This window comes from Sorangium sp. So ce124, from assembly GCF_051525235.1.
In the GTDB taxonomy this organism is placed as follows: Bacteria; Myxococcota_A; Polyangia; order Polyangiales; family Polyangiaceae; genus Sorangium; species Sorangium atrum.
Window position 1 is genome coordinate 5,698,986 of sequence record NZ_CP150312.1, and the last position, 25,177, is coordinate 5,724,162.

The 25,177-nt window shown below is 72.7% G+C and carries 24 protein-coding genes; 10 read left to right on the forward strand and 14 right to left on the reverse strand.

The features are described from left to right. Positions 1-20 precede the first annotated feature (20 nt). The gene (locus WMF19_RS21275) at positions 21-959 is read right to left on the reverse strand and encodes a DMT family transporter (RefSeq protein ID WP_437900769.1); all 939 of its coding nucleotides are present in this window, start codon (positions 957-959) and stop codon (positions 21-23) included. A gap of 287 nt (positions 960-1,246) precedes the next feature. On the opposite strand from WMF19_RS21275, the gene WMF19_RS21280 reads away from it, so the two are divergent. Continuing rightward, positions 1,247-2,137: an MlaE family ABC transporter permease gene (locus WMF19_RS21280; RefSeq protein WP_437900770.1), complete on the forward strand. Its 891-nt coding sequence runs from the start codon at positions 1,247-1,249 to the stop codon at positions 2,135-2,137. 15 nt (positions 2,138-2,152) lie between these two features. Continuing rightward, positions 2,153-3,010, forward strand: a complete 858-nt coding sequence (locus tag WMF19_RS21285; RefSeq protein ID WP_437900771.1) for an MlaE family ABC transporter permease — start codon at positions 2,153-2,155, stop codon at positions 3,008-3,010. A gap of 31 nt (positions 3,011-3,041) precedes the next feature. On the opposite strand, the gene WMF19_RS21290 is transcribed toward WMF19_RS21285, so the two are convergent. Then, positions 3,042-3,782, reverse strand: a complete 741-nt coding sequence (locus WMF19_RS21290) for an ABC transporter ATP-binding protein (protein ID WP_272099386.1) — start codon at positions 3,780-3,782, stop codon at positions 3,042-3,044. 190 nt (positions 3,783-3,972) lie between these two features. On the opposite strand from WMF19_RS21290, the gene WMF19_RS21295 reads away from it, so the two are divergent. Continuing rightward, a complete protein-coding gene (locus WMF19_RS21295) occupies positions 3,973-4,995 on the forward strand; it encodes an MlaD family protein (RefSeq protein ID WP_272099388.1) in 1,023 nt (340 codons plus the stop codon). A gap of 129 nt (positions 4,996-5,124) precedes the next feature. Here the strand turns inward: WMF19_RS21295 and WMF19_RS21300 are convergent, their stop codons facing one another. Next, positions 5,125-5,340, reverse strand: coding sequence for a biotin/lipoyl-binding carrier protein (locus WMF19_RS21300; protein ID WP_272099390.1), 216 nt, complete (start codon positions 5,338-5,340; stop codon positions 5,125-5,127). 514 nt (positions 5,341-5,854) lie between these two features. Between WMF19_RS21300 and WMF19_RS21305 the strand changes: the two genes are divergently transcribed. From WMF19_RS21305 to WMF19_RS21315, 3 genes are read left to right on the forward strand one after another with little or no spacing between them, the layout of a single operon-like run. Next, positions 5,855-6,619 (forward strand): hypothetical protein, encoded by a 765-nt coding sequence (locus WMF19_RS21305; RefSeq protein WP_437900772.1) that lies wholly within the window; start codon positions 5,855-5,857, stop codon positions 6,617-6,619. A 19-nt stretch (positions 6,620-6,638) separates the two neighbouring features. After that, positions 6,639-7,418: an orotidine-5'-phosphate decarboxylase gene (pyrF, locus tag WMF19_RS21310; protein WP_437900773.1), complete on the forward strand. Its 780-nt coding sequence runs from the start codon at positions 6,639-6,641 to the stop codon at positions 7,416-7,418. Between the two features lies 1 nt (position 7,419). Next, positions 7,420-8,166, forward strand: a complete 747-nt coding sequence (locus tag WMF19_RS21315; protein WP_437900774.1) for a TrmH family RNA methyltransferase — start codon at positions 7,420-7,422, stop codon at positions 8,164-8,166. A gap of 480 nt (positions 8,167-8,646) precedes the next feature. Here the strand turns inward: WMF19_RS21315 and WMF19_RS21320 are convergent, their stop codons facing one another. Both WMF19_RS21320 and WMF19_RS21325 read right to left on the reverse strand, forming a co-directional pair. Further along, complete coding sequence (locus WMF19_RS21320) at positions 8,647-9,819, reverse strand: cysteine desulfurase family protein (protein ID WP_437900775.1); 1,173 nt, start codon at positions 9,817-9,819, stop codon at positions 8,647-8,649. Beyond that, positions 9,819-11,093 carry a hybrid sensor histidine kinase/response regulator gene (locus WMF19_RS21325; RefSeq protein ID WP_437330407.1) on the reverse strand — a complete coding sequence of 425 codons (1,275 nt, stop codon included), beginning with the start codon at positions 11,091-11,093 and terminating at the stop codon, positions 9,819-9,821. Before WMF19_RS21325 ends, WMF19_RS21320 begins: the two co-directional genes overlap by 1 nt. Before the next feature lie 386 nt (positions 11,094-11,479). Here WMF19_RS21325 and lnt point away from each other — a divergent pair, with 386 nt between their 5' ends. Continuing rightward, positions 11,480-13,189 carry an apolipoprotein N-acyltransferase gene (gene lnt, locus WMF19_RS21330; RefSeq protein WP_437900776.1) on the forward strand — a complete coding sequence of 570 codons (1,710 nt, stop codon included), beginning with the start codon at positions 11,480-11,482 and terminating at the stop codon, positions 13,187-13,189. Here the strand turns inward: lnt and WMF19_RS21335 are convergent. The 5 genes from WMF19_RS21335 to coaE form a co-directional block, all read right to left on the reverse strand. Further along, complete coding sequence (locus tag WMF19_RS21335; protein ID WP_437900777.1) at positions 13,146-13,538, reverse strand: type II toxin-antitoxin system RelE/ParE family toxin; 393 nt, start codon at positions 13,536-13,538, stop codon at positions 13,146-13,148. The two genes, lnt and WMF19_RS21335, sit on opposite strands and share 44 nt — an antisense overlap. 1 nt (position 13,539) lies before the next feature. After that, on the reverse strand, positions 13,540-13,767 hold the full coding sequence (locus WMF19_RS21340; RefSeq protein WP_437900778.1) for an addiction module protein: 228 nt from the start codon (positions 13,765-13,767) through the stop codon (positions 13,540-13,542). A 138-nt stretch (positions 13,768-13,905) separates the two neighbouring features. Then, positions 13,906-14,556 carry a DUF72 domain-containing protein gene (locus tag WMF19_RS21345; protein ID WP_012236337.1) on the reverse strand — a complete coding sequence of 217 codons (651 nt, stop codon included), beginning with the start codon at positions 14,554-14,556 and terminating at the stop codon, positions 13,906-13,908. Between the two features lie 133 nt (positions 14,557-14,689). Further along, positions 14,690-16,210 (reverse strand): ribonuclease H-like domain-containing protein, encoded by a 1,521-nt coding sequence (locus tag WMF19_RS21350; RefSeq protein ID WP_437900779.1) that lies wholly within the window; start codon positions 16,208-16,210, stop codon positions 14,690-14,692. Positions 16,211-16,274: 64 nt separating this feature from the next. Next, the gene (gene coaE, locus WMF19_RS21355) at positions 16,275-16,925 is read right to left on the reverse strand and encodes a dephospho-CoA kinase (protein ID WP_437900780.1); all 651 of its coding nucleotides are present in this window, start codon (positions 16,923-16,925) and stop codon (positions 16,275-16,277) included. A gap of 296 nt (positions 16,926-17,221) precedes the next feature. On the opposite strand from coaE, the gene WMF19_RS21360 reads away from it, so the two are divergent. Beyond that, on the forward strand, positions 17,222-19,228 hold the full coding sequence (locus WMF19_RS21360) for a putative bifunctional diguanylate cyclase/phosphodiesterase (protein ID WP_437900781.1): 2,007 nt from the start codon (positions 17,222-17,224) through the stop codon (positions 19,226-19,228). Between the two features lie 66 nt (positions 19,229-19,294). Here the strand turns inward: WMF19_RS21360 and WMF19_RS21365 are convergent, their stop codons facing one another. After that, entirely contained in the window at positions 19,295-19,978 is a 684-nt protein-coding gene (locus WMF19_RS21365; protein ID WP_437900782.1) for a cysteine hydrolase family protein, read from the reverse strand. A gap of 66 nt (positions 19,979-20,044) precedes the next feature. Continuing rightward, positions 20,045-21,427 (reverse strand): nicotinate phosphoribosyltransferase, encoded by a 1,383-nt coding sequence (locus WMF19_RS21370; protein WP_437900783.1) that lies wholly within the window; start codon positions 21,425-21,427, stop codon positions 20,045-20,047. A gap of 146 nt (positions 21,428-21,573) precedes the next feature. On the opposite strand from WMF19_RS21370, the gene folD reads away from it, so the two are divergent. Both folD and WMF19_RS21380 read left to right on the forward strand, forming a co-directional pair. Then, positions 21,574-22,437: a bifunctional methylenetetrahydrofolate dehydrogenase/methenyltetrahydrofolate cyclohydrolase FolD gene (gene folD, locus WMF19_RS21375; protein WP_437900784.1), complete on the forward strand. Its 864-nt coding sequence runs from the start codon at positions 21,574-21,576 to the stop codon at positions 22,435-22,437. Positions 22,438-22,439: 2 nt separating this feature from the next. Next, complete coding sequence (locus WMF19_RS21380; RefSeq protein WP_437900785.1) at positions 22,440-23,192, forward strand: class I SAM-dependent methyltransferase; 753 nt, start codon at positions 22,440-22,442, stop codon at positions 23,190-23,192. Positions 23,193-23,238: 46 nt separating this feature from the next. Here the strand turns inward: WMF19_RS21380 and WMF19_RS21385 are convergent, their stop codons facing one another. Together WMF19_RS21385 and WMF19_RS21390 are read right to left on the reverse strand one after the other, a co-directional pair. Beyond that, a complete protein-coding gene (locus tag WMF19_RS21385; protein WP_437900786.1) occupies positions 23,239-23,877 on the reverse strand; it encodes an ATP-binding cassette domain-containing protein in 639 nt (212 codons plus the stop codon). Beyond that, positions 23,874-25,154, reverse strand: a complete 1,281-nt coding sequence (locus WMF19_RS21390; RefSeq protein WP_437900787.1) for a hypothetical protein — start codon at positions 25,152-25,154, stop codon at positions 23,874-23,876. Before WMF19_RS21390 ends, WMF19_RS21385 begins: the two co-directional genes overlap by 4 nt. Positions 25,155-25,177 lie beyond the last annotated feature (23 nt).

The window sequence follows — 25,177 nt, forward strand, 5'->3', positions numbered from 1 at the left end:
CTCCCGAGCGGGGTGCAGGTTCACTTCGACTTGCCGAGCCAGGTCACGCCGCCCACCACCAGCACGAGCCCGGCGACCTGCTGCCACGTGGCCGGCTCGCCCAGGATGACCCAGGAGAACGCGATCGTGAGCACCGGGCCGAGCGTCGAGAACGTCGCCGCGCGGCCCGCGCCGAGCCGCCGGATGGCGGCGGCGAGCAGCACGATGGGGAGCACCGTGCTGATCGTCGCCATCGCCGCCGCGTACCCCCACACCGACGCCGGGAGCTCGCCCAGCCTGGCCGGGCTCCCCGTCACCGCGTAGTGCGCGAGCACCATCAGGCACGAGGCCGCCCCGCAGTAGGCGGCGAGGCGCGTCGAGCCGACCCTGGAGGCGAGCTTGCCGACGCCGATGTAGTAGAGCGCGTACGTCACCGAGCTCGCGAACACCCACGCTCCGCCGACGGCGACGACCCGCACGTCTCCGGTTTGCTCGAGATCGTGCCAGACCGCCGCCGCGAGCCCGAGATAACACACGGCGAGCGCTCCCCAGGCCTTCCCGCGCACCGGCTGCTTCAGCCACGCCGCGCCGATCAGGAGGACGAGCGTCGGATACACGAACAGGATCAGCCGCTCGAGGCCGGTGCTGATGTACGTGAGCCCGATGAAGTCGAACAGGCTGGAGAGGTAATATCCGACGAACCCGACGATCAGCACACCTCCCCAGAGGCGGGGCGTCAGGGGCCCTTCGGCGGCGCCGCGCTCCCTCCGGGCGAGCCACAGGAAGAACGGCAGCGCGATGCCCATCCGCAGCGCGAGCAGCGTCACCGCGTCGACGGGGTGCGCCGCGTAGGCGAGCTTCACGAAGATCGCCTTCAGCGCGAACGTCGCCGCCGAGAGGACGGCGAACGTCCGGCCGTCGTCGAGGAGGCCAGCCCGGATCTCGCCCGTCGACGCGCCCGCGCCCTCATGAGGGGACATCGCATCTGCTTCTCTGCTCTTCACCAGGCTCGCTCCACCAGGGACCGGACATCGTCGCCGACAGCCCGCCTCCGGGCCGGCGCGCTCCTCCGGCGAGGCGCGCCGGCATTGCGCGCAGGAGCGCGCGTTCGCCATCGCACGGGACGGCCTCGGGGTGAGGCGGGCACATTTCAGGTAGAGGACGATCTCCTGTTTGGGTAGCGGTCTCGACCTCTCGGGCGTCGGCCTCTCGGGGCGCCAGATCGCGCCGCGCTCCCCGGGGGCCTTGGGCTAAGCTCCGGTCTCCCATGACGTCTCCTGCTGGCCCAGGCACCGCCGCGCGCGCTCACGGCGGCGGCGCGCTCGCCTCGTCCGGCGCGCCGCCCGCGCCACCCATGAAGCGGCCGCGCGCGCCGCTCGCGCAGGAGCCCTCCGGCGTCCACCAGCTCGGCGGCTCGTTCCTCCAGATCGCCGCCACCGTGGGCGGCATGGCCGTGCTCGCGGGCAAGATCGCGGCGCGCGTGGCCACGCTCCGCGTCGATGGCGCCGAGTTCATGCGCAACCTCTACAGGATGGGCGTCAAGTCGATGCCCATCGTCATCGTGACCGCCCTCTTCACCGGCGCGATCATGGTCATCCAGGCGGCGCCGCTGGTCGAGCGCTTCGGCGCGCACGGCCTGCTCGGCTGGGGCGCCGGCTTCGGCACGCTCCGCGAGATCGCCCCGCTGCTCACGGCGCTCATGATCAACGGCCGCGTCGGCGCCAACAACACCGCCGAGCTCGGCACCATGGTCGTCACCGAGCAGATCGACGCGCTCCGCGTCCTCGCCATCGACCCGGTGAGCTTCCTCATCGCCCCGCGCTTCCTCGCGATGGTGCTGACGCTGCTCCTCTCGGTGATCTTCGCCGACGCGCTCGCCCTGCTGGGCGCCGCGCTGACCGGCGATCTCCTCCTCGGCGTCGCGCCGGCCGTCTTCTACAACGGCCTCACGAGCGGGCTGCTCGACATCGGCGACGTCACGAGCGGCCTCGTCAAGAGCGTCGTCTTCGGCGTCGTGCTCGCGCTCTCGAGCTGCCAGTACGGCCTCGGCGTGACCGGCGGCGCGCCCGGCGTCGGCCGCGCGGTCAACGCGACCGTCGTCGCCTCGGCCGCCGGCATCTTCATCCTCGACTACTTCGTCTCGTTCACGCTCGACTGATCGGCGGCGCCGCGCATGCCCTCCCCGGACAAGAGCTCCCCCGATCGCCCGAGCGCCGGCCCGCCCTCGAGCGAGCTCAGGGATCTCGCGCCGGAGGCGTCCGGCGTCGCCGCGCTCGGCGCCGCCGCGCTGTCCCTCTTCCGGTCGGCGCGCGAGCTCTACTCGGTATTCGTGAGCACGCTTTACTACTGCGCGAAGGGGCGCCGCGAGCCGGGCGCGGTGCTCCAACAGATGTACGAGATCGGCAACAAGTCGCTGTTCTTCCTGACGGTCGTGATGGGCTTCATCGGGATGATCATGGTCTTCCAGGCCGGCCAGCAGGCGAAGCGGGTCATCCCGGATCTGACCATGCTCGGCGCGACGTACCTCGAGCTGCTCGTCCGCGATCTCGCCGCCTCGATCGCCGCGCTGATGCTCGCCACGCGGGTCGGCGCGGGCATCGCCGCCGAGATCGGCTCGATGGTGGTGACCGAGCAGGTCGACGCGCTCCGCATGTGCGCGGCCGATCCGATCGACTACCTCATCAAGCCGCGGTTCATCGCGAGCGTCCTCATGACCACGTGCCTCATCGTCTGGAGCGCCGCGGTCTCCTTCGCCACCGGGATGATCACCGCGTACAGCATGTTCGACGTCAGCCCCGAGACGTTCATGAACGTCAGCCTCGTCGACGCGGGTGATCTCGCGACCGGCCTCGCGAAGTGCGTGGCCTACGGCGCCGCGATCCCGGTGGTCTCCGGCCACTCCGGCCTGTCGACCTTCGGCGGCAGCGAGGGCGTGGGCTGGGCGACGACGCGCGCGGTCGTGAACTCCTCGCTCGCGGTCATCGTGCTCAACATGCTGATCTCGGCGGCCGCTTTCCTGATCTTCCGCTAGGCGGGCGGCGCCGCCGCGCCGCGCCGGCGCCTCACTCGATCGGCCCCTCGGCGCTGCCGGTGATGAACTGCTGCACGACCGGGTCCGGCGAGCCCTGGAATGCCGCGCGATCCCCGAGCAGGCGGACGAGGCCCTGATAGAGCATGACGATGCGGTCGGCGATCGTGAAGATGCTGACGAGGTCGTGGCTCACGACGATGCTCGTCACGCCGAGGGTGTCGCTGAGCTCGCGGATCAGCTTGTCGACGCGCCGCGCGCTCACCGGGTCGAGGCTGGTGGTCGGCTCGTCGAAGAGCACGTAGCGCGGGTCGAGCGTGAGCGCGCGGGCGATGGCGACGCGCTTGCGCATCCCGTCGCCGAGCTCCGGCGGGAAGCGGTCCCCGAACTCGCGCATATGCACCTGCTCGAGCCGCCGCCGCGCCTCCGCGAGCGCCTCCTTCGGCCTGAGCCCCTTGTGCTTGCGGAGCGGGAGCGCAACGTTCTCGGCGCACGTCATCGAGTCGAACAGCGTCGAGTGCTGGAACACCATCGCGCACTTCATCCTCACCGGGTACATCCGGGCTTCGTCGAAGCGGCTCACCTCCTCTCCGTCCAGCCAGATCTCCCCGCCGTCCGGATAGAGCAACCCCACGAGGTGCTTGATGAGCACGCTCTTCCCGACCCCCGACTGCCCGATGATGAAGAACACCTCGCCGTCCTCGACGTCGAACGAGACGTCCTTGAGGACATCTTTGGGGCCAAAGGATTTCCTGACATTCCGGAACGAAATCATCGGGGCCTGGCAATCTGAGGAGTAGCTGGAAGGAGCGGAAAGAAGCGAGAGGAAGCGAGAAGCGCAGTTGCGTCAAAGCAATGGCTGCGCGAAGCGTCACGCCGCCCGCTCGAATATCGCGCCGCGGCAGGCGGATCTTGGCCTATTTCCCTCACCCGGCCGCCGCCAGATCGGAGAAGATAACGAACTCATGGCAAGCCCGCGATCGATCGAGGTCAAGGTCGGGATCCTCATCCTGACGGCGCTCGGGCTCCTCGCCACGTTCATCCTCGTGATGGGCGGGGTCAACTTCCAGCCGAAGTACTCGATCTACGTCGAGTTCGACAACCCGGGCGGCCTGCAGACCGGGGCGCCGGTGAAGATCGCCGGCGTGGAGGTCGGCAAGCTGAGCGAGATCCACTTCAGCGGCGGCAAGCTCGGCAAGGACGGCAAGCGCGAGCCGCTCGTGCGGATCCAGCTGCGCCTCGAGGAACGCTACCAGCAGAGCATCCACGACAACGCCACGTTCTACGTCACCACGCAGGGCGTGCTCGGCGAGCAGTTCCTGGCGATCGAGCCCGGCTCGACCGATCGGCCGGTGATCCCGCCGAACGCTGTCGTCCGGGGGCTCGATCCGCCGCGCCTCGACATGCTCCTCGCCGAGGGCTACGAGCTCCTGCACGCGACGGTCTCCGCGATGCGCGAGCACCGCGAAGAGGTCGGGGAGGCGTTCGACGGGCTCCGGAAGACGCTGAAGGGCACCGGCGACTTCATGCACAGAAACCAGGATCGGCTCGATCGCATCGCCGAGAACGTCGAGCAGATGAGCGTCGACGGCACCGATCTCGTGAAGGACGCCCGGCAGCGGTACGTGAACAACCCGCAGATCGACCGCATCCTCGCGAACACCGATCAGCTGACGGGGACGGCCGCGCGCGATCTGCCGCCGCTCATGGCGGACGCGCGCGAGACGCTGGCGAACGCGCGCCGGCTCTCGACCACGGTCGGCGGGGAGACGGAGCAGGTCAAGATCAGGAAGACGCTCGACGACATCGCCGAGATCGCGGGCAGGGCGAGGGCCGCGACCGCCGACGCCCAGGAGGTCCTCGCCCACGTCAAGCGCGGCAAGGGGACGGTCGGCGCGCTCGTGATGGATGAGCAGCTGTTCGACGACCTGCAGGAGCTCGCGCGAGACCTCAAGCACAACCCCTGGAAGTTCTTCTGGCGCGAGTGAGCGGCGCCGCGCGCGTCCTGCGAGTGAGCGGCGCCGCGCGACCGCGCCCCACGCGCCGGGCGGATGACCCGGGCGTGAGCGCGATGTACGTCCGTGGGCGGTCGGGCCCCCGCCGGCCCTGACAGCCGATCAGGCCAGCCTGACCAGCGGGGCACCTTCCGTGACGGCAGCCCCCTCGGTGACGAGGATCTCCTCGACCGTCCCCTCTTCCTCGGCCTCGACGGGCATCTCCATCTTCATGGACTCGAGGATGACGACGACGGTCCCTTCTTCGACCTCGTCGCCCGGCTTGACCTCGATCTTCCAGACCGTACCGGTGATGTGCGCCTTGATGAGCTTCGCCATGGGCGCGCGACGCTACCGGAGAGCCACCGAGAATCCAACGGGGCCGTCGTCAGCGACGGTGCCCTCCGTCGGGCGGCCCCTTCTGCCGTGATGCCCTGGGCGCCCTCCACGACGGACCAGTTCGTCTGGCGGCGCAGGCGCGCGGTGACGACCGGGGGGAACGGAGGTGTGCCAAGGAGGACCAAGGAGAACCGAGGGCGCCCGAGGTGACCGACGTGGCCGACGTGGCCGACGTGGCCGACGTAGCCGACGTGACCGACGTGGAGGTGAGGTGGAAGGGACGGAGCGCAGCGATTTCCGCTGGTACCTGCGGTGCACCACGGCGATACTCTGGCTGGCGGCTCCGCGGCGCCTCGACATCACGAGGGTCGTGGCGTTCGCGAATAATTGCGTCAAAGCCGCTCTGCGGGTCAGAATCGTCCTGCTCGGTGGCCCTCCGAGGGCGACCTGCAGGTCCCCGCACCGCCCCTTGGTAGCCAAACCGCACGCGCTCGATCGAAGGAGCCACGAGGTCATGTCGGAACAGAAGGAAAGCTCGGTCCTGTTCTCGCTCAAGGAGCTGATGAACCTCGAGGAGGATCGCATCAAGAGCGAAGAGGCCCAGAAGGCCGCCGCCGCCGCCGCCGCCGAGAAGGCGCGGGTCGAGGCGGAGCGCGCCGCGCGCGACGCCGAGGAGCAGCGCATCCGCACCGAGGAGGAGCGCCGCCGCAACGAGGAGCGCCGGTCCCGCGAGGAGGCGGCGCGGCTCGAGGCGATCCGGCAGGCCGAGATCGAGAAGGCGCGCGTCGAGGCCGAGCAGAAGGCGCGGCTCGAGGCGATGGCAGCGCAGCAGCACCACGAGCGCTCGCTCGCTGCGCTGCAGCAGGACGAAGGGAAGAAGAAGCTGCGCAAGCTCCTCATCGGCGGCGCCATCGCGAGCGTGCTGGTGATCGGCATCGTCACGGTCGTCGCCGTCGACTCGGCGCAGAAGAACGAGGCGCGCATCCAGGCCGAGGCCGCGAGGGCCCGCGAGCTCGAGGAGGCGAACAAGCGCCTCGAGGCGCAGTTCAAGGAGTCCGAAGGCAAGATGGCCGGGCTGCGCGATCAGCTCGCGACCGCCAAGGACGAGGCGACGCGCCTCGCCCTGCAGAAGCAGCTCGAGGCCGAGCAGCAGAAGCAGGAGCAGCTGCGCCGCGGCGGCGGTGGACGCCCGGCCGCGGGCGGCGCGCCGGCGAGCGGCGGCGGCACCAAGGCGCCCTGCAACTGTGCCCCTGGCGATCCGCTCTGCAGCTGCCTCTGACGCGGAACGGGGTCCCCGCATGGTCAACTTCAGCTCCGTCAGGCAGAGAACGAGCCTCGGCAGCGGTTCGCTCGACGAGGCGCGCCGCAGGCTCGTCTTCCCGCTCGACTACGCGAACCTCGACGACGCCAGGGCGGCGGCGACCCGCATCGCCCCCTCCATCGGCGTGCTCAAGGTCGGTCTGGAGCTGTTCGTCCGCGAGGGGCCGAGGGCGGTCGAGTTCGGCAAGTCGCTCGGGCTCGACGTCTTCCTCGATCTGAAGCTGCACGACATCCCCGAGACGGTGGCGCGGGCGGTGTCGGGCGCCGCCGCGCTCGGGGTCCGGTACCTGACGGTGCATGCGGCCGGCGGCGCCGAGATGCTGAGGCGCGCGGCCCTCGAGGCGGCGCGCTCTCAGGACATGATCCTGCTCGCCGTCACCGTGCTCACGTCGCTCGACGACGGCGATCTCGCCGCGCAGGGCGTGCAGGGCAGCGCGTCCGAGCACGTGGTCCGGCTGGCGCAGCTCGCGCGCGGCGCCGGCATCCACGGGTTCGTCGCCTCGCCGCACGAGGTGCCCGCGCTGCGGGAGGCGCTCGGGCGGGGCGAGCTCATCGTGACGCCGGGCATCCGCCTCGGCCCTGGCGCAGGCGGCGCGCAAGGCGATGATCAGAAGCGCATCGCAACCCCCTCGGCCGCGATCTCGGCCGGCGCAGATCTCCTCGTGGTCGGCCGCCCGATCCGCGACGCGGCCGATCCGCTCGCCACGGCGCGCTCGATCGTCCAGGAGATCGCGCACACGCTCCACCCCCCGCGCTGACGTGAGCCGCCTCGTTTACGGTCTCCAGCCGGTTCGTGAGGCGATCCGCGCGCACGGCGCGCGGGTCGGATGGGTCCTCGTCCAGCGCGACGGCGGCCCGAAGCTCGACGCGCTCGCGCGCCTCGCGGAGGGTCAGGGCATCCCGACCGAGCGCGCACCCCGCAACGAGCTCGATCGCCGCAGCGCCGGCGGCCGCCACCAGGGGGCCGTGGCCTCGGCGCCCGAGCTGCGGATCGTCGGTGTCGACGAGATCCCGGTCGTCGAGGAGGGCCAGCCCGGCGCCGGCACGATCACGGTGGCGCTCGACGGCGTCATGGACCCGCAGAACTTCGGCGCTGTGATCCGCAGCGCCGTCGCCCTAGGCGCCCGGGCCATCCTGTGGCCCGAGCACAGCTCGGCGCCGCTCACCCCGGCGACCTTCCGGGCGTCCGCGGGCGCGATCGAGCACGCGAGGCTGTGCCGCGTCCCCTCCTTGCCCGACGCCCTGGAGGCGCTCGCCGCCCGAGGCGTCGCCGCGATAGCGCTCGACGCCCAGGGTCCGGTGGAGCTCGGCGATCTGCCCCTGACCGGCCCTGTCGCGATCGTCATCGGCGCCGAGGACAAGGGCACGCGCCGCTCGGTCCGCCGCGTCTGCCAGCACGTCGCCCGGCTCCCCATGACCGGCCCCATCGCCTCGCTGAACGCCTCGGTCGCAGGGGCGATCGCGCTCTACGAAGTCGTCCGGCAGCGCCGCGCATCGAGCGCGTAACGCGCAATCGGACAGCAAGCTCGGCCTCTCGCGAGGCGCCTCCAGGTGAAGGTGACCCGGGCGCTCGCGCGCCGTGACGTCGCCTGGCAGCGCCGCACGTCGAGCGCGAGGTCACCCGAGCGCTGACCTGGACGCCCCTCGATCAATGCATCCGGAGCCAGCGTGATCGCGCGCCGCGAGCTCGTCGGGCAGCGCCGCAGGGCGACCCCTTACATAAACAAAATTGACAACAAATTCGAACAGATACAAACGAAACCTGAAGCAGAATCGAGCACCGCGTCGAATGCTGAACAGGCTCGCAGCAAAACGACCGATTCGATCCATTCAATGGATCGACCTAAAGAATCCACAGCCCCCTCAAAAAGCTCAATCGCTACGAAGAGATACCCCTGTGGACTCACCCTTTTCTGCGCGCTAATCCGGAATGGCTCGAGGGATGGTTCAAGAATCGACGGGTTCCCGGTAAGCGACGGGATCGGCTCAGCTTCCGGCTCGAAGCGATCGCAGGCGGGAGAGCACGCGGGCCACGCGGCGCGTGGCTTCGACGAGGTCGGCCTCGGTCGTGTCCTCGCCGATCGAGAAGCGCACGGCGGACGCCGCGCGCTCTGGCCCGAGCATCGCCGTGAGGACCGGGGAGGGCTCGGCGGTCCCGGCGCTGCAGGCCGCGCCGCTGGACACGGCGACGCCCTCGAGGTCGAGCGCGGCGCAGAGCTCGTCGCCGCGCCAGCCGGGCCAGGAGAGGTTCGTGACGTGGGGGGCGCGGTCGCCGTCCCCGTTGCGGATCGGCGCGGCGCCCGCGGCGCGCCCGATCTCGACGAGCTCGGCCTCGAGGCGATCGCGGAGCGGGGCGAGCGCTGCGTAGCGGGCAGGACCGCCGATCGCGCGCCGCGCGGCCACGGCGAAGCCGGCCGCCGCGAGCGGGTCCTGCGTCCCGGGCCGCAGCCCGCGCTCCTGGGCGCCTCCGAGCAGGACGGGGCGGAGCCGGATGCCCGGCCGGACCGCGAGGGCGCCGATGCCCTTCGGCCCGCGGAGCTTGTGGGCCGCGACCGACGCGAGATCCGCCCCGACCCACGCCTCCGACGGGAGGCGTCCCACGGCCTGGACGGCGTCCACGTGAAGGCGCGCCCCGCGGGCGTGGACGATCTCCGCTGCCTCGGCGATCGGCTGGATGACCCCCGTCTCGTGGTTCACCGCCTGGAGGCTCACGAGCCGCACGGGCGCGACGGCCGCCGCTCGATCCACGGCGGCAGCGATCGCCTCCGGCGCGATCCGGCCGGACGGCTCGGGATCGATCCACGCGACGTGCACGCCGCGGCCGGCGAGCGCCTCGGCGGCGCGGGTCACCGACGGGTGCTCGATCCGCGAGACGACGAGCGCGCCGGATCGCTCGTCGAACGCGTGGCAGAGCGCGAGGTTGTTGGCCTCTGTGCCGCCCGAGGTGAGGACCACGTCGCGCGCGTCGAAGCCCGTCAGCCGGGCGACCGCCTCCCGCGCCTGCTCGATGTACGCGCGCGCCCGACGCCCGGGTCCGTGGACGCTCGCGGGGTTGGCCCAGGCCACCTCGGCCGCGGCCTGCATCGCCGCCAGGACCTCGGGGTGCGGCGGCGTCGTGGCGTTCCAGTCGAGGTAGATGGCGCGAGCGGCCGGGTGCATCAGATGGACGACGAGGGATCGGTGGGCGGCGACGAGGGCGGGCCGAGCCGGCCGGGGGAGCTGCCATCGTCCTGGAAGGGCGCTCGCCGGGCGACCGTCAGGTAGAACGCGGCCCCGGTCAGCGTCTCCCCCTCGATGATCTCGTTGCTGGGAGACGCGACGCGCACGTCGCCGCCGAGCCCCCGGGCGGTGCGCCGCGCGATCGCGAGCCCGACGCCGACGCCGCCGTAGGCGCGCGTGGCCGAGCCGTCGACCTGGTAGAACGGCTCGAAGATGCGCGACTGGCGGTCCGCCTTGACCCCGGGCCCGGTGTCGGCGACGCAGAGCTCGTAGTGCCCCGACTGGAGCACGGTGACCCGCACGCCCGCGGTGCCGCCGGCCGGCGTGAACTTCGCCGCGTTCTCGAACAGCTGGATCATCGCCCGCTGCAGGCGGCCCGCGTCGCCCCACGCGGGGAGCGGGCCGCGCGGCAGATCCTCGACCAGCTGGACCTTCCCCTCGGCGAAGCGGTCGGCGACCTGGGCGAGGGCGCGCCGCGTGGTGTCGAGGAAGTCGTACTCGGAGTGCATGAAGCGCATCCGGCCCGTCTCGATGCCGGTGACGTCGAGGAGGTTGTCGATGAGCGAGCGGAGCCTGCGGACGCAGTCCTCCATCGCGAGGAGCGCCTTCTTCTGCGCCTTGTTGAGCGGACCCAGCTCCTCGTCGGCGAGCAGCTTCACGTAGCCGACGATCGGGGTCATCGGGGTCGCGAGCTCGTGGGAGATGTTGCGGTAGAACTCGGTGCGCGCGGCGTCGAGCTCGCGGAGCCGGGCGTTGGCGCGCGAGAGCTCGGCCACCTTCTGCTCCAGGTGGGCGACGATGCGCTGGCTCTGCTCGCGCAGCCGGAGCGGCCCCTGGGACGCGGGGAGCTCCTCGCGCGCGCCGCTGAGGTACCGCGCGATGATCGACGGGAAGGAGCGCGCGTCGATCGGCTTCTGGAGGAAGCCGTCACAGCCGACGGCGAGGCTCGTGTCCCTGTCGCCCTCGGCGGTGATCGCCACGATGGGGACGCCGGCGAGCGACGCCTCGCCGCGCAGGCGCAGGGTGACCTCGAATCCATCGAGGCCCGGGATGTTCAGGTCGACGAGGACGAGGTCGGGGTGCTGCGTACAGGCGAGACGTACCCCTTCGAGCCCGTCGGCGGCCTCTAGGACCTCGTAGCCCGCGTTCTGGAGCAGCTTGCGGACGAGCAGGCGGTTCGCGGGGTCGTCCTCGATGTGAAGGATTTTCGACATGGGCTCTGCGTGCGCATAGTAGTCGCGATCGCGGGGGTTCAGGCACGTTCTGCGCGAACTTCCACCGCCTCGCCAGGCTGCGCGGGCGCGCCCAGCGCCGGGATCGTCCGCTCGGAGCGCTCCTTTGCGGTGCGGGTTGCCAGGCTCGCGCCGAGCGGGTGCCAGGCTCGCGCCGAGCGGGTCGCCAGGCTCGCGCCGAGCGGGTCGCCAGGCTCGCGCCGAGCGGGTCGCCAGGCTCGCGCCGAGCGGGTCGCCAGGCTCGCGCCGAGCGGGTTGACGGAGGGGCAGCGTCCCTTCAATACGGGGGCCGCCATGCTCGGCCCTTCCAGGTTCCACCGCGCCGCCGTCACGACGGCGCGCTGCCTTCCCTTCCTCGGGCGCTCCCGATGACGACCGCGCACCAGCAAGAGAGCGAGGCTGCCGTCGCAGACGCCGGGGGTGGAGAGACCGCCAGCCTCCCGCTGCCGGACGCGCCGCGCAGCGGGGGCGACCCCCCGGCGAGCGCGGGGAGCGCCGCCCGCGCGCTGCCCGCCCGCCTCGCCTATGCGCTCGCGGCGCTCAGCGGGCTCTTCTACTTCCTCGGGTTTCCTGGGGTGGATCTCTGGCCGATCTCGTTCTTCGGCCTCGTCCCGCTGATCGTCGCGCTGCGCGGACAGACGCCCGGGCGCGCGGCGCTGCTCGGCTGGATCGCCGGCTTCGTCATGACGATGACCGGCTTCTACTGGCTGCTCGAGATGCTGCGGGTGTTCAGCGGATTCCCCACGGTCCTCTGCGCGCTCTTCATGGCCATCCTCTGCGGCTACCAGGCCGGGAGGATCGCCCTGTGCGGCTGGCTCTACGGGCGGGCCGAGGCGCGCGGATGGCCTGGCTCGGTGGCCTTCGCGCTCGCGTTCGTGACGAGCGAGCTCGTCTACCCGCTGCTCTTCCCCTGGTACTACGGCGCCTCGGTCCACAACGCGCCGGTGATGGGCCAGGTCGCGGATCTCGGCGGCCCCTACCTCGTCGGCCTGGTGCTGGTCGCCGCGAACCTCGCGATCGCCGAGCTCGTGATGCACCGGCTGGATCGCGCGCCCCCGAGCCCCGCGCCGGGCGACGCCGGTCCGGCGCGACGCGGCCGCCCGCTGAACCGCGCGGTCCTCGCTGTGGGGATCGCCGCACCCGCCCTCGCCGCCGTGTATGGCGTCCTCCGGATCCGCGCCGTGGACGCGGCCGCCGCCGCGGCCGAGCCGATCAAGATCGGGATTGTCCAGCCGAACCTCGCGCTCTTCGACCGTGGGAACGCGCTCAAGATCCACGTGAGCCGGACCCGGGAGCTCGCGCAGCAGGGCGCGGAGCTCGTCGTGTGGAGCGAGGCAGGCGTGCCGCAAGCCTTCCGCGAGTCGGCCTACCAGCGAGAGGTCCAGCGGTCGCTCACGCGCCGCCTCGGCGTCCCGACGGTGGTCGGCACGGTCATCCACCGGCAGGCGGCCGACCGGAACGAGCGCGGCGTGAGCTTCAACACGGCGCTCATGGCCGGCAAGGACGGCGAGATCCTCGGTCGATACGACAAGCAGTACCTGCTCGCGTTCGGCGAGTACCTCCCGTTCGGCGAGATGGTCCCGTACCTCTACAAGCTGTCGCCGAACTCGGGCCGCTTCAGCTCCGGCACGTCGTTCGCTCCGCTCGAGTGGGAAGGCCACAGGCTCGCGACGATGATCTGCTACGAGGACATCCTGCCCCACTTCGTGAACAAGCTGGTCGCCCAGGGCGACCCCGACCTCCTCGTCAACCTCACGAACGACGCCTGGTTCGGCGACTCGACGGAGCCGTGGATCCACCTCGCGCTCGCGAAGATGCGCTCGATCGAGCACCGCCGCTACCTCGTGCGCGCCACGAACAGCGGCGTCTCCGCGATCGTCGACCCGGTCGGGCGGGTCGTCACGCACAGCGACACGTTCAAGGAGCAGTCGCTCCTCGGCGAAGCCCGGTTCATGCACGGGCAGACCGTCTACGGAACCGTGAAGGACATCCCGTGGTACGTCGCCGCGGCCGCGAGCGCCGCGATGGCGCTGTTCACGCGGCCGAAGCGCCGACGGCTCCGGCGGAGCGAGGGCTGATCGGCGCGGCGCCGGGACGTGCTGCGTCGCGGCCCTCGCCCGAGCTCACGCGCCGCGTCCTCGCCAACTCTTCGGGCGGCGACGGAGGTCGCATGACCGCGAGCACGAGGATGCGATCGGGCTCGACGGCGTAAATCAGCCCGTAAGGAAATCGGTGGAGCAACATGCGCCGGATGCCGGGCTCGATCTCGAGACCTTGCTCAGGCGCTTCGGCGATGCGGCTGAAGACTGTGAGCACCTGCGCCTCGAAGCGATCTGCGACCCTCGGGTCGCGCGCCGCGTACCACAGGAACGCCTCATGGGCCTCGCGCTCTGCTTCGCTCGCGAGCACGACCGGATGGCGGGGCACCTCAGCCTCGCGTGAAGATGCGACCGCCGGCCTCTTCCCAGGGCACGGGCTTGGAGCGCCCCGCCCGGATGTCGTCGAGGCGCTCCCGGGCTTCCTCGACCCATGCGCGCTCGACCTCTTCCGCTGACTCGTCGCCCACGCTCTCCAGCAGCCGCAGCGCGAGGACGCGCCGCTCGCTCTCGGGGAGCTTCATCGCCTCGTCGAGGAGCTCTTCGGCCGGCAGACTCATGATCCGCAGCGTAGCAGATCCGCCGGACGCAGATCGGGACAGACACCCGAGCGAGCGGACGCCCCTGAGCAGGATCGTCGGGGAATTTGCCGGCACGGCGACCGGAGGCGAGCGTCCCTTGCTCGTGGACGCGCAACCCTACAGCTTCATCGCCTTCTTGAAGCGCTTCGCGTCGGCGAACATGTCGACGTTCGTGAACACGTACGTCGCGTCGTCGTGCTTCGCGCCGCGCGCGATCTCCGCGAGCCGCTCGATCGCCGGATCCTCGTAGCGCGACTTGTGCCCCGCGGGACCGTGCAGGCGGTAGTAGGCCACCTTCAGCCGCGAGAGGCCCGCGTTCAGCGGATCGCGCGCGGCGAGCGCGCCGACCTCCTGGGTGAGCTCGTCGCACTCGTCCGGATCCCACCCCGGCGGAGGCTCGAAGACGACGCGCTCGAAGCGCTTCTTCACGTTGACGAGGAAGTCGCGCAGGATGGCCTTGTTCGCGCGCGTCGGCGTGAACTCCGGGGGGCCGACGAAAACGGCGAGCTTCGCCTCGAGCTCGTCCGCGACCGCCTCGATGCTCTTGAGCGCCGTCTCGATCACCTTGCCGTCCCGAAACCCCTCCTGCCCGATCTCGCGCGGACCGAGCAGGGCGAAACGAAAGCCGCCCGGAGCTTCGCGCCGCCAGCGCCGGATCGTTCCAGGTCCCGGGAGGGACACATGGGTCTCCTGCACCTCCACGAACATGAACTCGCGGAAATAGCGCGTCGCTGGGACGGGAAAACCGGCGCAGCCGACGGTAATCATCGCCCCCACCCTAGCCCACGCGCGCGCTGGCGAGAAGCCAGACCGATGGATTTCTCGCTCGGCTCGCCTGGGCGCCCGAACGAGACGCGGCGCGCGGCGAGGTTGCGGGCGCGAGGGCGCAGTGGATGCCCGCTCACTCCTCGCCCTCGCGCCGCGGCGCCGCTGGCTCGGAGCCTGGGCGCGCCGCAGCGCCGTCGACCGCGCCCGCGCCTGCGGGTTGCCCGAACGGCAGCGCGAGCACGGCGGCGCTGCGATCGACCTTGCGCTGCAGGCGGGCTCGGCGGCGGGCCTGCGCGGGCTCGGGCTCCGCGGTGCCCTGGTCGGCCAGCTCGAGGGCGCGGGAGAAGGCGCGCACGTGGTGCTCGTAGAGCTTCGCGAGCTCGAGGCGCACCGAGGGGTCGTCGATCTCGGCGGCGAGCGCCTCGTAGTCCGCGAGCGCCCGCGCCTTGTCCCCGCGCGCCTTCGCGATGTCGCCGCGCGCGCGCCGCGCGACCGCGCCGCCGCCGCGCTCGACGGCCGCGTCAGCGAGCTCGGCCGCGCGCTCGAGCGCGCCCGCCCGCCGCAGCGTCGCGGCCGCCCCGGCGAGATCGCCGGCGGCGAGGCTGCCGAGCGGCTCGCCGTAGAGGCCGACCAGCGCGACCATCGCGAGGACGTCGGCGGCGTTGTGCTCGACGACGCCGAGCAGCGCCTCCTCGTCGCCGGTGCGCAGGAAGTGGGCGTAGCACGCGACGATCTCGCCGCCGGGCACGTCCCCGACGCGCACCCGGCCGAGCACGTCGTGCTCGAGGGCGATGAGGGTGCGGCTCTTCAGGCGGGCCTTGTGGATGCGGCGCGCGACGTGGACGAGATCGAGGTGCGGCAGCTCCGGCGGCGGCGGCAGGCGGTTCATCACGTAGCGCGCGCGCAGGAGCGGCATGTCGAACGCCTTGCCGTTGTACGTGACGATCATCGAGGCGCCGGCGAGGCGCTCGGCGAGGCGGCGCAGGATGGGCTCCTCCTCGCCGAGGCGGCGCAGGAGGAGCTGCTCCATGACGAAGCCGTCGGACGAGGGCTCGCCGAGCGGCCCCGCGCTGTCCGCCCCGGGGTCGAACCAGGCGAGGCCGATCAGGAACGGCACGGTGCCCGTGCCGCCTGCGAGGCCCGTGGTCTCCGTGTCGAGGAACAGCGCCCGCCGCACGTCGCAGCCGGCGAGCGCCGGGTCGAGCGACAGGAGCGCGAGCATGGCCGGGTCGGCGTCGCGCGCGGCGACGAGCGGCGCGCGGCCGACGCGGGCCGCCGCGAGCGAGCGGGTGCGGCTCGCATAGAGAGGCCCCCCGGGCGTCTGCTCGACATGGAAGGGGAGCTCGCCGCGCGCGGGATCGGCCCTGGGGGTCGGCGGCGCGCCCCGGGCGACGATGCGGGAGATGCGCTCGCGCAGATCGTCGAGCGACGGTCGAGCGACGCCCGTGGAGGGAGACGCAACCACCGCGGCCGGCGCCGCGTCGCTCGGAGCCGGCGCCGCGGGCGGCGGTGCGGGAGGAGCATCGGAGGGGCCGGCGCCGTCCACGGCGGGCTCGCGGTCGCGCGACGCCGGCGCAGGGGCGAGCGGCGCAGCGCCGCGCCGCTCCGCCGGGAGCGGCCCGAGCCGCGCGAGCTTCGACTTGAACGACGTCATCGGCCGGTCGCGAGGTTTCCACGCCGGGCACTGCGCATCAAGTCAGTGGTCCAGCGGATGCCGATCAGGGATCCTGGCCCGATCCCTGGCGCGCGGCGCTGGGACCGACACCGAGCTTCGCCCGGATCGAGGCGAGCACCTCGTCGGCTTGCCGCTCGGTCGCGGCGCGATCGCCGGAGTTCTCGATGACGTAGTCGGCCACCGCGACCTTGCGGGCGAGCGGGAGCTGCGCGGCGAGCCGGGCCCGTACCTGGTGTTCGGTCGCGCCGTCCCGCGCCATCGCGCGGGCGATCTGGACCGCCTCGGGCACAGCGACCACGACGAGCGGGCGAAACGCGTCGGCGACCCCGTTCTCGACGAGGAGCGCCGCCTCGTAGCAGGCCAGCGGCTCGCCCTGCGCCTGGAGCTCGGCGGCGCGCTCCAGCGTGAGCGCGGTGATGCGCGGGTGCACGATCGCGTTCAGCTGGCGGCGCTTGTCCGGGTCGGCGAACACCACAGCGGCGACGCGCGCGCGATCGAGCGAGCCATCCGGCGAGACCACCTCCGGGCCCAGGGTGCGCACCACCTCGTCGAGCCCCTCGGTTCCCTTCGCCACCACCTCGCGGGCGAGCGCGTCGGCGTCGATGACCGGAAGCCCCCGCGCGCGAAAGTGAGCCGCCACCGTGCTCTTGCCGGAGCCCAGGCCGCCGGTGAGCCCGAACAGGACGATCCCCATGGCCGCCTCACCCCCCTCCATGGAGCGACCGGCACGCCTCGCCGCTGCCTGAGCTCGACCCAGCGTCATAACGCATAGCGTCAAATCTGACCTCATCGTCCGGGAGGTCGAGCGCGGCGGGCGCCGGAGGAACGTGCAACCTGCGTCGGCACCCACGTCTGCCCGGAGCGCCTGCTCGCCTCGTTACCACCACGACCCCAGCCTACCTCGAAGGGGGGTCTGCGACCGTCGAGTTTCCTCGCCGTCGGCGCTTAAGAAGTCCGCTTCTCCGGGAATGCAACTACCATAACTGGGTGGTGGCAAAGATCGATGACCGGCCGGAGTCGAGCCTGCACGCCGCGTTCGATCGCTCGGACGTGCACCGCGGCTCGCCGGACAAGCAGCTCGTGGCGTGGTTGTCCGAGCTCGACGTCGGCGTGATCGAAGTCGACGCCGAGCAGCGCGTGGTGCGCGTCAACGGCGCAGCGGAGCGGCTGACCGGCTGGTCGATCGTCGAGGCGCGCGGCGCGCTGCTCGATCGCGTGCTCCGGCTGATCCCGGCGGCGGGGACGACGAGCGGAGATCCGGACATCGACGTCGGAGAGATGACCGAGCTGTTCGACGAGGGCGCGCCGGCGAAGGCCGCTCCGCCGCCCGCGCTCACGCCGAGGCGCGAGCCGGTGGCGCCGCTCTCGCCGGTGATCATCGACGAGGGCGCGCTGCGCACGCCGGGCGCGCCGCTCGCCGCGCCGGAGGCCGCCGCGGCAGGGAGACCGACGTCCGCGCGGTACACCGCGCTGCTCGAGCGCCGCGACGGCTCCGTCATCCCCGTGCTCCACACGATCGGCGCGCTCGCGGGGCGCCCCACGCGCGAGAGCCAGCGCGACTCGAGGCCGCCGCCGCCCCCGCCCGGACAGATCATCCTCTTCCGCGAGCTCGGCGCGCCGGGGCCGTTGCCGATCCACCCGGCCAAGCCCCGCTACGACGCGCTGACGCGGCTCCTCGATCGGTACGCGATCATCGACCGCATCGAGGAGGCGCTGAACGACTGCAGGGCGAACAACACGCCGTACGCGCTCTGCTACATCGACCTGGATCGCTTCCGACTCGTGAACGCCACCTGCGGGCACGAGGCGGGCGACGATCTGCTCCAGTGGGTCGCGACGCGCGTGCACGAGATCGTCGGCCCGAAGGACGCGGCCGGGCGGATCGGCGGCGACGAGTTCGTCCTCTTGCTCGCGGACAAGAACGAGCGGGAAGCGGAGCGGATCGCGCGCGACCTGCAGATCTGCCTGCTCGAGTTCCGGTTCGGGTGGGCGGAGAAGACGTTCTCGATCGGCGCGAGCATCGGGCTCGTGGTGCTGACCCCGCACTTCGAGCGCGCGGTCGACGTGCTCGGCGCCGCCGATCACGCGTGCCGGATCGCGAAGGAGAACGGGCGCGGGAGGCTGCAGGTCTACCTCGACGACCAGCAGATGACGACGAGCCGGCGCTCGATGCAGTGGGTCGCGAGCCTGCAGCGCCACCTCGCCGAGGGGCGGCTCCGGCTCTACTCGCAGGGCATCCACCCGCTCATCAAGCCGGGCGCGGCGCACACCCCCCGCGGCGCGCACTTCGAGGTGCTCGTGCGGCAGCTCGGCGAGGACGGCCGGTTCTACTCGCCGGTCGGCATCATCCAGGCGGCGGAGCAGAGCGGCCTGATCCACGTGATCGATCGCTACGTCGCGCGCCAGGCGTTCCGGCTCATCGGCGCGCTGCCGCAGCACGCGCTGAGGCGCCTCGACACGTGCTCGATCAACCTGTCGGGCGTGTCGCTGCTGCGCGAGGGCCTGCTCGACTTCCTCGTGGAGCAGCTGCACCGGGCGCAGGTGCCGCCGAGCAAGATCTGCTTCGAGATCACCGAGACGGCGGCGCTCGCCAACCTCGGCGAGGTGCTGTGGTTCATGCAGGAGCTCGGCGCCATGGGGTGCCGGTTCGCGATCGACGACTTCGGCAGCGGGCACGCGTCGTACGGCTACCTGGAGAGCCTGCCTGTCGACTACGTCAAGATCGACGGCATGTTCGTGCGCGATCTGAAGGACAACTCGCTCCACCGCGCGATCGTGGAGTCGGTGCACCGCATCGGCGACACGCTCGGCATCAAGACGGTCGCCGAGCAGGTGGAGAACCAGGAGATCGCCGAGCTGCTCACGTCGATGGGCATCCACTACGCGCAGGGGTGGCACTTCGACAAGCCGCAGCCGCTCGTGGACCTCTGCGGGTCCCTGCGCGCCCAGGGCGAGCCGAGCATCCCGGACACGAGCGGCTCGCCGGAAGGCCGCTGACGCGATCGCGGCGGGCGCCCGGCCGCGCCACGCGCCGGTCTCGCCGCGCGATCCGCTGGGTCCTACCTAAAAGAGAAGCGCCGACGACGTCGTGAGCGTGACGCCTGCGGCCTGCATCTCGGCGAGCGCCGCGGCGACCCCAGCCTCGGTGATGCCGGCGACGGCGTCGGTCAGGAGCGCCGTGCGGTAGCCGCGCTGGGCGAGGCCGAGGGCGGCGGCGCGGACGCAGTAGTCGGTCGCCACGCCGTAGACGACGAGCTCCGGCGCGTCGCCGAGCGCCGCGGCGAGGTCGCGCAGGAACGCCTCGGCGAGCGGGTTCGCGAAGAGGCTGTAGACCTCCTTCTCGAAGTAGACCGCGTGGCTCTTGCCCGCCGCGAGCTCGCGCACCGCCGCGTCGATGGGCGCGCGCTCCACGTTCGGAAGGAAGCGGAAGCGCGGCGGCAGCGTCCCCTCGACCTTCAGCCAGCCCGGCGTCCCCTTCACGCAGTGGTCGGGGAAGCCCGGCTTGCCGCCCTCGGGGGCCGGCGTGTCGTTCGACGCGAACTCCCACGCGTCCCACGCGTGCGAGTCGACCGAGCCGACGATGGGGATCCCGTGCGCGACGGCGTGCTCGGTGAGCCTCCGGAACAGCGCGTTCGGCGAGCCCTTCACGTACAGCGCGCCGGTCTCCTCGCAGAAGTCCCGCTGGACGTCGACGTCCACGAACACCCTCGGGGGCGATGATTGCCGCGTCCATTTACCGCTCGCCATGTGCTCGTCTCCTGTCGTGGGGGGAGCGCGCGGCCTCGCGGCCGCGCACGCCAGGGGTCTCGCTCGCTACGGGTGTCCTGCGCCGGAGACGACGCGGGCGCGCACCGCCTCCACGAGCGCGCCGAGCCGCGGCGACACCTCGGCAGCGAAGGGCGCGCCCGGCTCGGGCTCGTCGTCGATGGAGAGGAGCGCCTCCGGGAGCCCGGCGAGCTGCGCGCGTGCGCGCAGCCGGACGGCGTCGAGCCCCTCGCGCGGCGCGACCCGTGCGCCGCGCGCCATCACGGGCGCGAGCAGCGGCTCTGCGTCGGGGCTCATCGGCTCGCCCTCGAGCGCGATCACGTCGCGAGCCAGCTTCCCCGATCGATCGCGGAAGCGGTGCACCTGGTGCGCGCCGGGCAGCGTCGCCTTCCCTTCCGAGAACTTCGCGATGGGCGTGCGCTCTCCGCCGGCGGCCCGCTCGACGTCGCCGATCTCCACGAGCTTGTAGACGCCGCCCAGCGCCGGAGCGTCGATCGACGTCACGAGATCCGTCCCGACGCCGTAGAGGTCGATGGGCGCCCCGGCGCGACGGAGCTCGGCGATGCGGTGCTCGTTCAGATCACCCGAGGCGACGATCTTCGCCGACGTGCAGCCTGCGTCATCCAGGATCCTGCGCACGGCCACGCTGAGCGTGCCGAGGTCGCCGGAGTCGAGCCGGACGCCTTTCAGCTTGTCGCGCGCGATCGCCGCGGCGCGCGCCGCGCCGACGAGCGTGTCGTAGGTGTCGATGAGCAGGATCGCCGCGCTCGGGAAGACGGCGACGTAGGCCTCGAACGCGGCCTGCTCCGTCGGGTGGGCCATGGTCCACATGTGCGCGGCCGTCCCGAGCACCGGGATGCCGAAGCGCATCCCGGCCTCGACGTTGGAGGTGCCGACGCAGCCGACCGCGTACGCGGCGCGCGCCGCGTCGATCGCCGCCTCCGGGTGTGCCCTCCGGGTGCCGAACTCGATGACCCCCGCGTCGCCGGCGGCCAGGACGATCCGCGCGGCCTTCGACGCGATCGCGGTGGCGTGGTTGATGGCGGACAGGGCGAACGTCTCGATGAGCTGCGCCTCGATGAGCGGCGCCGTGACGCGCAGGACCGGCTCGTTCGCGAAGAACACCGTCCCCTCGGGGATGGCCCAGACGTCGCCGTGGAAGCGGAAGTCCCGCAGGTAGCTGCAGAACGCCGGCGTCATCGCGTCCGCGAGGGCGGGCAGCGCGCTCAGGTAGGCGATCTGCTCTTCGGTGAAGCGGAGCTCCTCGAGGTAGCGCACGACCCGCGCGAGGCCCATCGCGACGAGGAAGCGCCGGTGCGGCGGAAGCCGCCGCACGAAGAGCTCGCACGTCGCGACGCGCGAGGCCATGCCGCGGTGGAAATAGCCCGCCGCCATGGTCAGCTGGTACAGATCGGTGTGCAGCGCGTCCACAGATCATGGCTAGAGACGCTGGAGGTACGGGTCAACCGGAAGATGGCGTGACGTGAGGCGGTGAGCCGGCCATCCGCACGATCGCGCCGCAGGCCGCCGCCGGCAGCGCCCCCGCGACGGCCGCGGGTGGACTAAGCTCCGCGGCGATGGCGGCGAAGATCCTGGACGGCAAGGCGATCGCGCAGAAGGTCCGCGACGAGGTGCGGGAGGGGGTGGCGCGCTTCGCGGCCGCCCACGGTCGGCCCCCCGGCCTCGAGGTGGTGCTCGTCGGTGAGGACCCGGCCAGCGTGACCCACACGCGGAGCAAGGAGAGGATGTCGAACGAGGTCGGCATTCGAGGCCGGCTCCGCACGCTCCCTGCCGCGACGACCGAGGCCGAGCTGCTCGCGTGCGTCGCGGAGCTCGACGCGGACGACACCGTCGACGGGATCCTCGTCCAGCTGCCGCTGCCGGCGCACATCCGCGCGCACGCCGTGCTCGACGCCATCGACCCCGCGAAGGACGTCGACGGCCTCCACCCGATGAACGCAGGGCTGCTCGCGATGGGCCGCCCGGGCGCCATCGCGCCGTGCACGCCGGTCGGCTGCATGCGCCTGCTCGCGGAGGCGGGCGTCGAGCTCGCCGGCGCCCGCGCGGTGGTGGTCGGTCGGAGCAACCTCGTCGGCAGGCCGATGGCGCAGCTGCTGCTCGCGCGACACGCGACGGTCGCGATCGCCCACACGCGCACGCGCGATCTGAAGGCGCTCTGCCGCGAGGCCGACGTCCTCGTGGCCGCGGCGGGCAAGGCGAAGCTCATCGGCGGCGACTGGATCAAGGAAGGGGCCACGGTGATCGACGTCGGCATGAACCGCGACGACGCGGGCAAGCTGGTGGGCGACGTCGATTTCGACGCCGCCAGGGAGCGGGCCGCCTGGATCACGCCGGTGCCCGGCGGCGTCGGCCCCATGACGATCGCCTCGCTGCTCGCGACGACGCTGCGCGCCGCGGAAGCGCGCGTCGCGAAGCGGTAGCGATGACCGTGACGGGGGAGCTCGCGCCCGCGCCGCAGCGCGACGCCGACGCGGAGGCCGCCTCCGCCGCTGAGCGCGCCGCTGCGTTCGTCGCGTGCGAGACGGCCGTCGCCTGTCCGCCGTTCGTCCCCGAGGTCAGGCTCCACCTGGCGACCGAGGTCACGCCGCTCTGGCACGCGACCGAGGCGGCGCTCGCGCGCGCGGGCGTGCCGCCGCCGTACTGGGCGTTCTCGTGGGCAGGCGGGCAGGCGCTCGCGCGGTACCTCCTCGATCATCCCGCCACGGTCGCCGGCAAGCGCGTCCTCGACCTCGCCTCCGGCGGCGGCGTCGTCGCGATCGCCGCGGCGCTCGCCGGTGCGGGGCGCGTGAGCGCCGCCGACATCGATCCGTTCGCCGCGGCGGCGCTCCGGCTGAACGCGGCCCTGAACGGCGTCACCGTCGACGTGATCACCGAGGATCTCACGGCGAGCGCCGCGACGGCCGCATGGGACGTGATCGTGGCGGGCGACGTCTGCTACGAGCGCGCGATGGTCGACCGCGTGCTCCCGTGGCTGCGCCAAAAGGCCGCGGGCGCCACCGCCGTGCTCGTCGGCGATCCCGGCCGCGCCTATTGCCCCTCCGAGGCGATCGAGGAGCTCGCGCGGTACCTCGTCCCCACGCCGCTCGACCTCGAAGGGCGCGAGCAGCGCGAGACGCGGGTGCTGCGGCTGCTGCCGCGCCCTTCGGACCGCGGCGAGGGGCAGCCCAGCCCGTAGGCGGCGTCCGGGGGCGCGTCGCCCCGCGGGCCGAGGCGCCCGCCCCCTACTCCTCGCTGAGCCGCCCTCCGTTCAGCCGGCGCACGTGCCCCCCGATCGCCGCCGCGAAGGCCGCGTCGTTCGTCGTGAGGAGCGTCGCCTTCCCCTCCGCACGGCGCTGCTCGATGAGCTCCAGCACCGTGCGCGCCCCCTCGACGTCCAGCCCGTTGGTCGGCTCGTCGATCACGAGCAGCCAAGGATCGCCCACCAGCGCCGCGAGCAGGAGCGCGCGCTTGCGCTGACCGAACGACAGCCCGGAGAGCCGCTGCCGGTAGAAGGCGGCCGCGCCGAGCCGCTCGATCCACGCGCGCCACACACCGTCGAGCGGCGGCGCCTGCTTGAGCGCGCGCACGAGGGCGCAGAGCTCCGCGACCTGGAGATCGGGCAGCGCCTCGGTCGCGTCGGGCGCGTAGCCGAGCCGGCGCCGCGCCGAGGCCGCGGCGCCGTGGACGGCCTCCCCCGAGAGCGTCACGGCGCCGCGATCGGGCTCCAGCAACCCGACGACGACCCGCAGCAAGGTCGATTTGCCGGCGCCGTTCTCGCCCATCACGACCGCCACCTCCGAAGGTCCGCAGCGGAGGTCGACGCCCGAAAGCACGTCCCTGCCCGAGAGCCGCTTGTGGATCCCCGTCGCCTCCAGCGTCACAGCGCCCTCCCCTCTCCTGCCGCCGCACCGCGCCCGCGGCGCGGCGAGATCCAGCGCGCCCCGACGGGCCCCGCGAGCAGCGCGGCCGCCGGGGCGAAGGCCGCGAGCGCGAGCTCGCCCAGCGTCCACGCGGCCGCGATCGACGCCGCGATCGCGGCGAGCACCGAGAGCAGCACCCGGCTGCTGTCGCGGCCGTCTTGCCGAACGGACCACCGGACGCAGCCGAGCGCGATCGCGGCGAGGAGCAGCCCCGCGAGCCCCGCGCCGCCGACCAGGCGCAGCGCCAGCGACGGCGCCGCGCCGGTGAGCGCGCCGACCACCGCGCCGTGCCCAAGCGCGAGCGCCGCGAGCGGCGCGGCCACCGCCGCGGCGACGGCGCCCGCGCGGAGCCCGGCCGCCGTGCCGCACGCGTCGAGGAGCCACGCGAGCCGCCGCTCCTCGCGCAGGACCGGACCGGAGAGGCCAGCGCCCGCGCAGAGCGCGACCGGCGCGAGCGCGACGAGCGACGCCGCCGCGAGCGGCTCACCCTCGAGCCGCCCGCTGTTCCGGGCCCAGGCCGCCGCGGCGAGCGCGCCGATCGCGGCGAGCGCGAGGCCCCGCACGAGCACCGCGCGGTGGCCGCGGAGGAGCGCCGCCAGGTAGGTGAACGAGAGCGCGACGAGCGCGGGCGCCGCCGATGGGATCATCGAGCGCTCGCGGCCGGCAGCGACCTCCGGCGCGCGGACGACGGCCGCGCGCAGCCCGACGGCGAGCGCCGGCGCGGCGCAGGCAAGCAGGACCGACGCCGGGGCCCCGAGCGCGATGGCGCCCGCGAGCAGCGCGAGAGCCGAGAGCTCGCGCGCCCCGCGCGGCCGGGCCAGGAGCATGCAGCGCGCCGCCAGCGCCGCGGCGCAAGCGGCGCAGCCGGCGAGCGCGCCGGCGCCGACCGCCCAGAGCGCCGCCCACGGGAGCTCCGCGACGGCGAGGAGCAGCGCATGAGCCGAGAGCAGCTCGCGGCGCGGGACCGGCATCGCGCGGAGAAAGAACGTCGCCGGAGCCCGGAGCAGCGCGCGCGCCGCCGGCGTCCCGACGAGCAACCACGCTCCCCACAGCGCGACCCGGAACAGGGGCGACTCGCCCGCGAGGCCCGTGAGCTGCGACGGGTGCATCCCGTTGCCGCCGAACACGACCGCCGCGACGAGGCCCATGCCCATGTACAGCGGCATGGCGCGCGCAAAGGCATCCTTCCCGGCCGTCGAGACCAGGACGCGCAGGACGAGGGCGAAGCGGCGCAGCACGCCACGTCCTTGTACCCCACGGC

Excerpts from the sequence above, each read along its gene's own strand:
- WMF19_RS21275 (WP_437900769.1), bottom strand. The coding sequence starts at position 959 with ATGTCCCCTCATGAGGGCGCGGGCGCGTCGACGGGCGAGATCCGGGCT.
- WMF19_RS21280 (WP_437900770.1), top strand. The coding sequence starts at position 1,247 with ATGACGTCTCCTGCTGGCCCAGGCACCGCCGCGCGCGCTCACGGCGGC.
- WMF19_RS21285 (WP_437900771.1), top strand. The coding sequence starts at position 2,153 with ATGCCCTCCCCGGACAAGAGCTCCCCCGATCGCCCGAGCGCCGGCCCG.
- WMF19_RS21290 (WP_272099386.1), bottom strand. The coding sequence starts at position 3,782 with ATGATTTCGTTCCGGAATGTCAGGAAATCCTTTGGCCCCAAAGATGTC.
- WMF19_RS21295 (WP_272099388.1), top strand. The coding sequence starts at position 3,973 with ATGGCAAGCCCGCGATCGATCGAGGTCAAGGTCGGGATCCTCATCCTG.
- WMF19_RS21300 (WP_272099390.1), bottom strand. The coding sequence starts at position 5,340 with ATGGCGAAGCTCATCAAGGCGCACATCACCGGTACGGTCTGGAAGATC.
- WMF19_RS21305 (WP_437900772.1), top strand. The coding sequence starts at position 5,855 with ATGTCGGAACAGAAGGAAAGCTCGGTCCTGTTCTCGCTCAAGGAGCTG.
- pyrF (WP_437900773.1), top strand. The coding sequence starts at position 6,639 with ATGGTCAACTTCAGCTCCGTCAGGCAGAGAACGAGCCTCGGCAGCGGT.
- WMF19_RS21320 (WP_437900775.1), bottom strand. The coding sequence starts at position 9,819 with ATGCACCCGGCCGCTCGCGCCATCTACCTCGACTGGAACGCCACGACG.
- WMF19_RS21325 (WP_437330407.1), bottom strand. The coding sequence starts at position 11,093 with ATGTCGAAAATCCTTCACATCGAGGACGACCCCGCGAACCGCCTGCTC.
- lnt (WP_437900776.1), top strand. The coding sequence starts at position 11,480 with ATGACGACCGCGCACCAGCAAGAGAGCGAGGCTGCCGTCGCAGACGCC.
- WMF19_RS21340 (WP_437900778.1), bottom strand. The coding sequence starts at position 13,767 with ATGAGTCTGCCGGCCGAAGAGCTCCTCGACGAGGCGATGAAGCTCCCC.
- WMF19_RS21345 (WP_012236337.1), bottom strand. The coding sequence starts at position 14,556 with ATGATTACCGTCGGCTGCGCCGGTTTTCCCGTCCCAGCGACGCGCTAT.
- WMF19_RS21350 (WP_437900779.1), bottom strand. The coding sequence starts at position 16,210 with ATGACGTCGTTCAAGTCGAAGCTCGCGCGGCTCGGGCCGCTCCCGGCG.
- coaE (WP_437900780.1), bottom strand. The coding sequence starts at position 16,925 with ATGGGGATCGTCCTGTTCGGGCTCACCGGCGGCCTGGGCTCCGGCAAG.
- WMF19_RS21365 (WP_437900782.1), bottom strand. The coding sequence starts at position 19,978 with ATGGCGAGCGGTAAATGGACGCGGCAATCATCGCCCCCGAGGGTGTTC.
- folD (WP_437900784.1), top strand. The coding sequence starts at position 21,574 with ATGGCGGCGAAGATCCTGGACGGCAAGGCGATCGCGCAGAAGGTCCGC.
- WMF19_RS21380 (WP_437900785.1), top strand. The coding sequence starts at position 22,440 with ATGACCGTGACGGGGGAGCTCGCGCCCGCGCCGCAGCGCGACGCCGAC.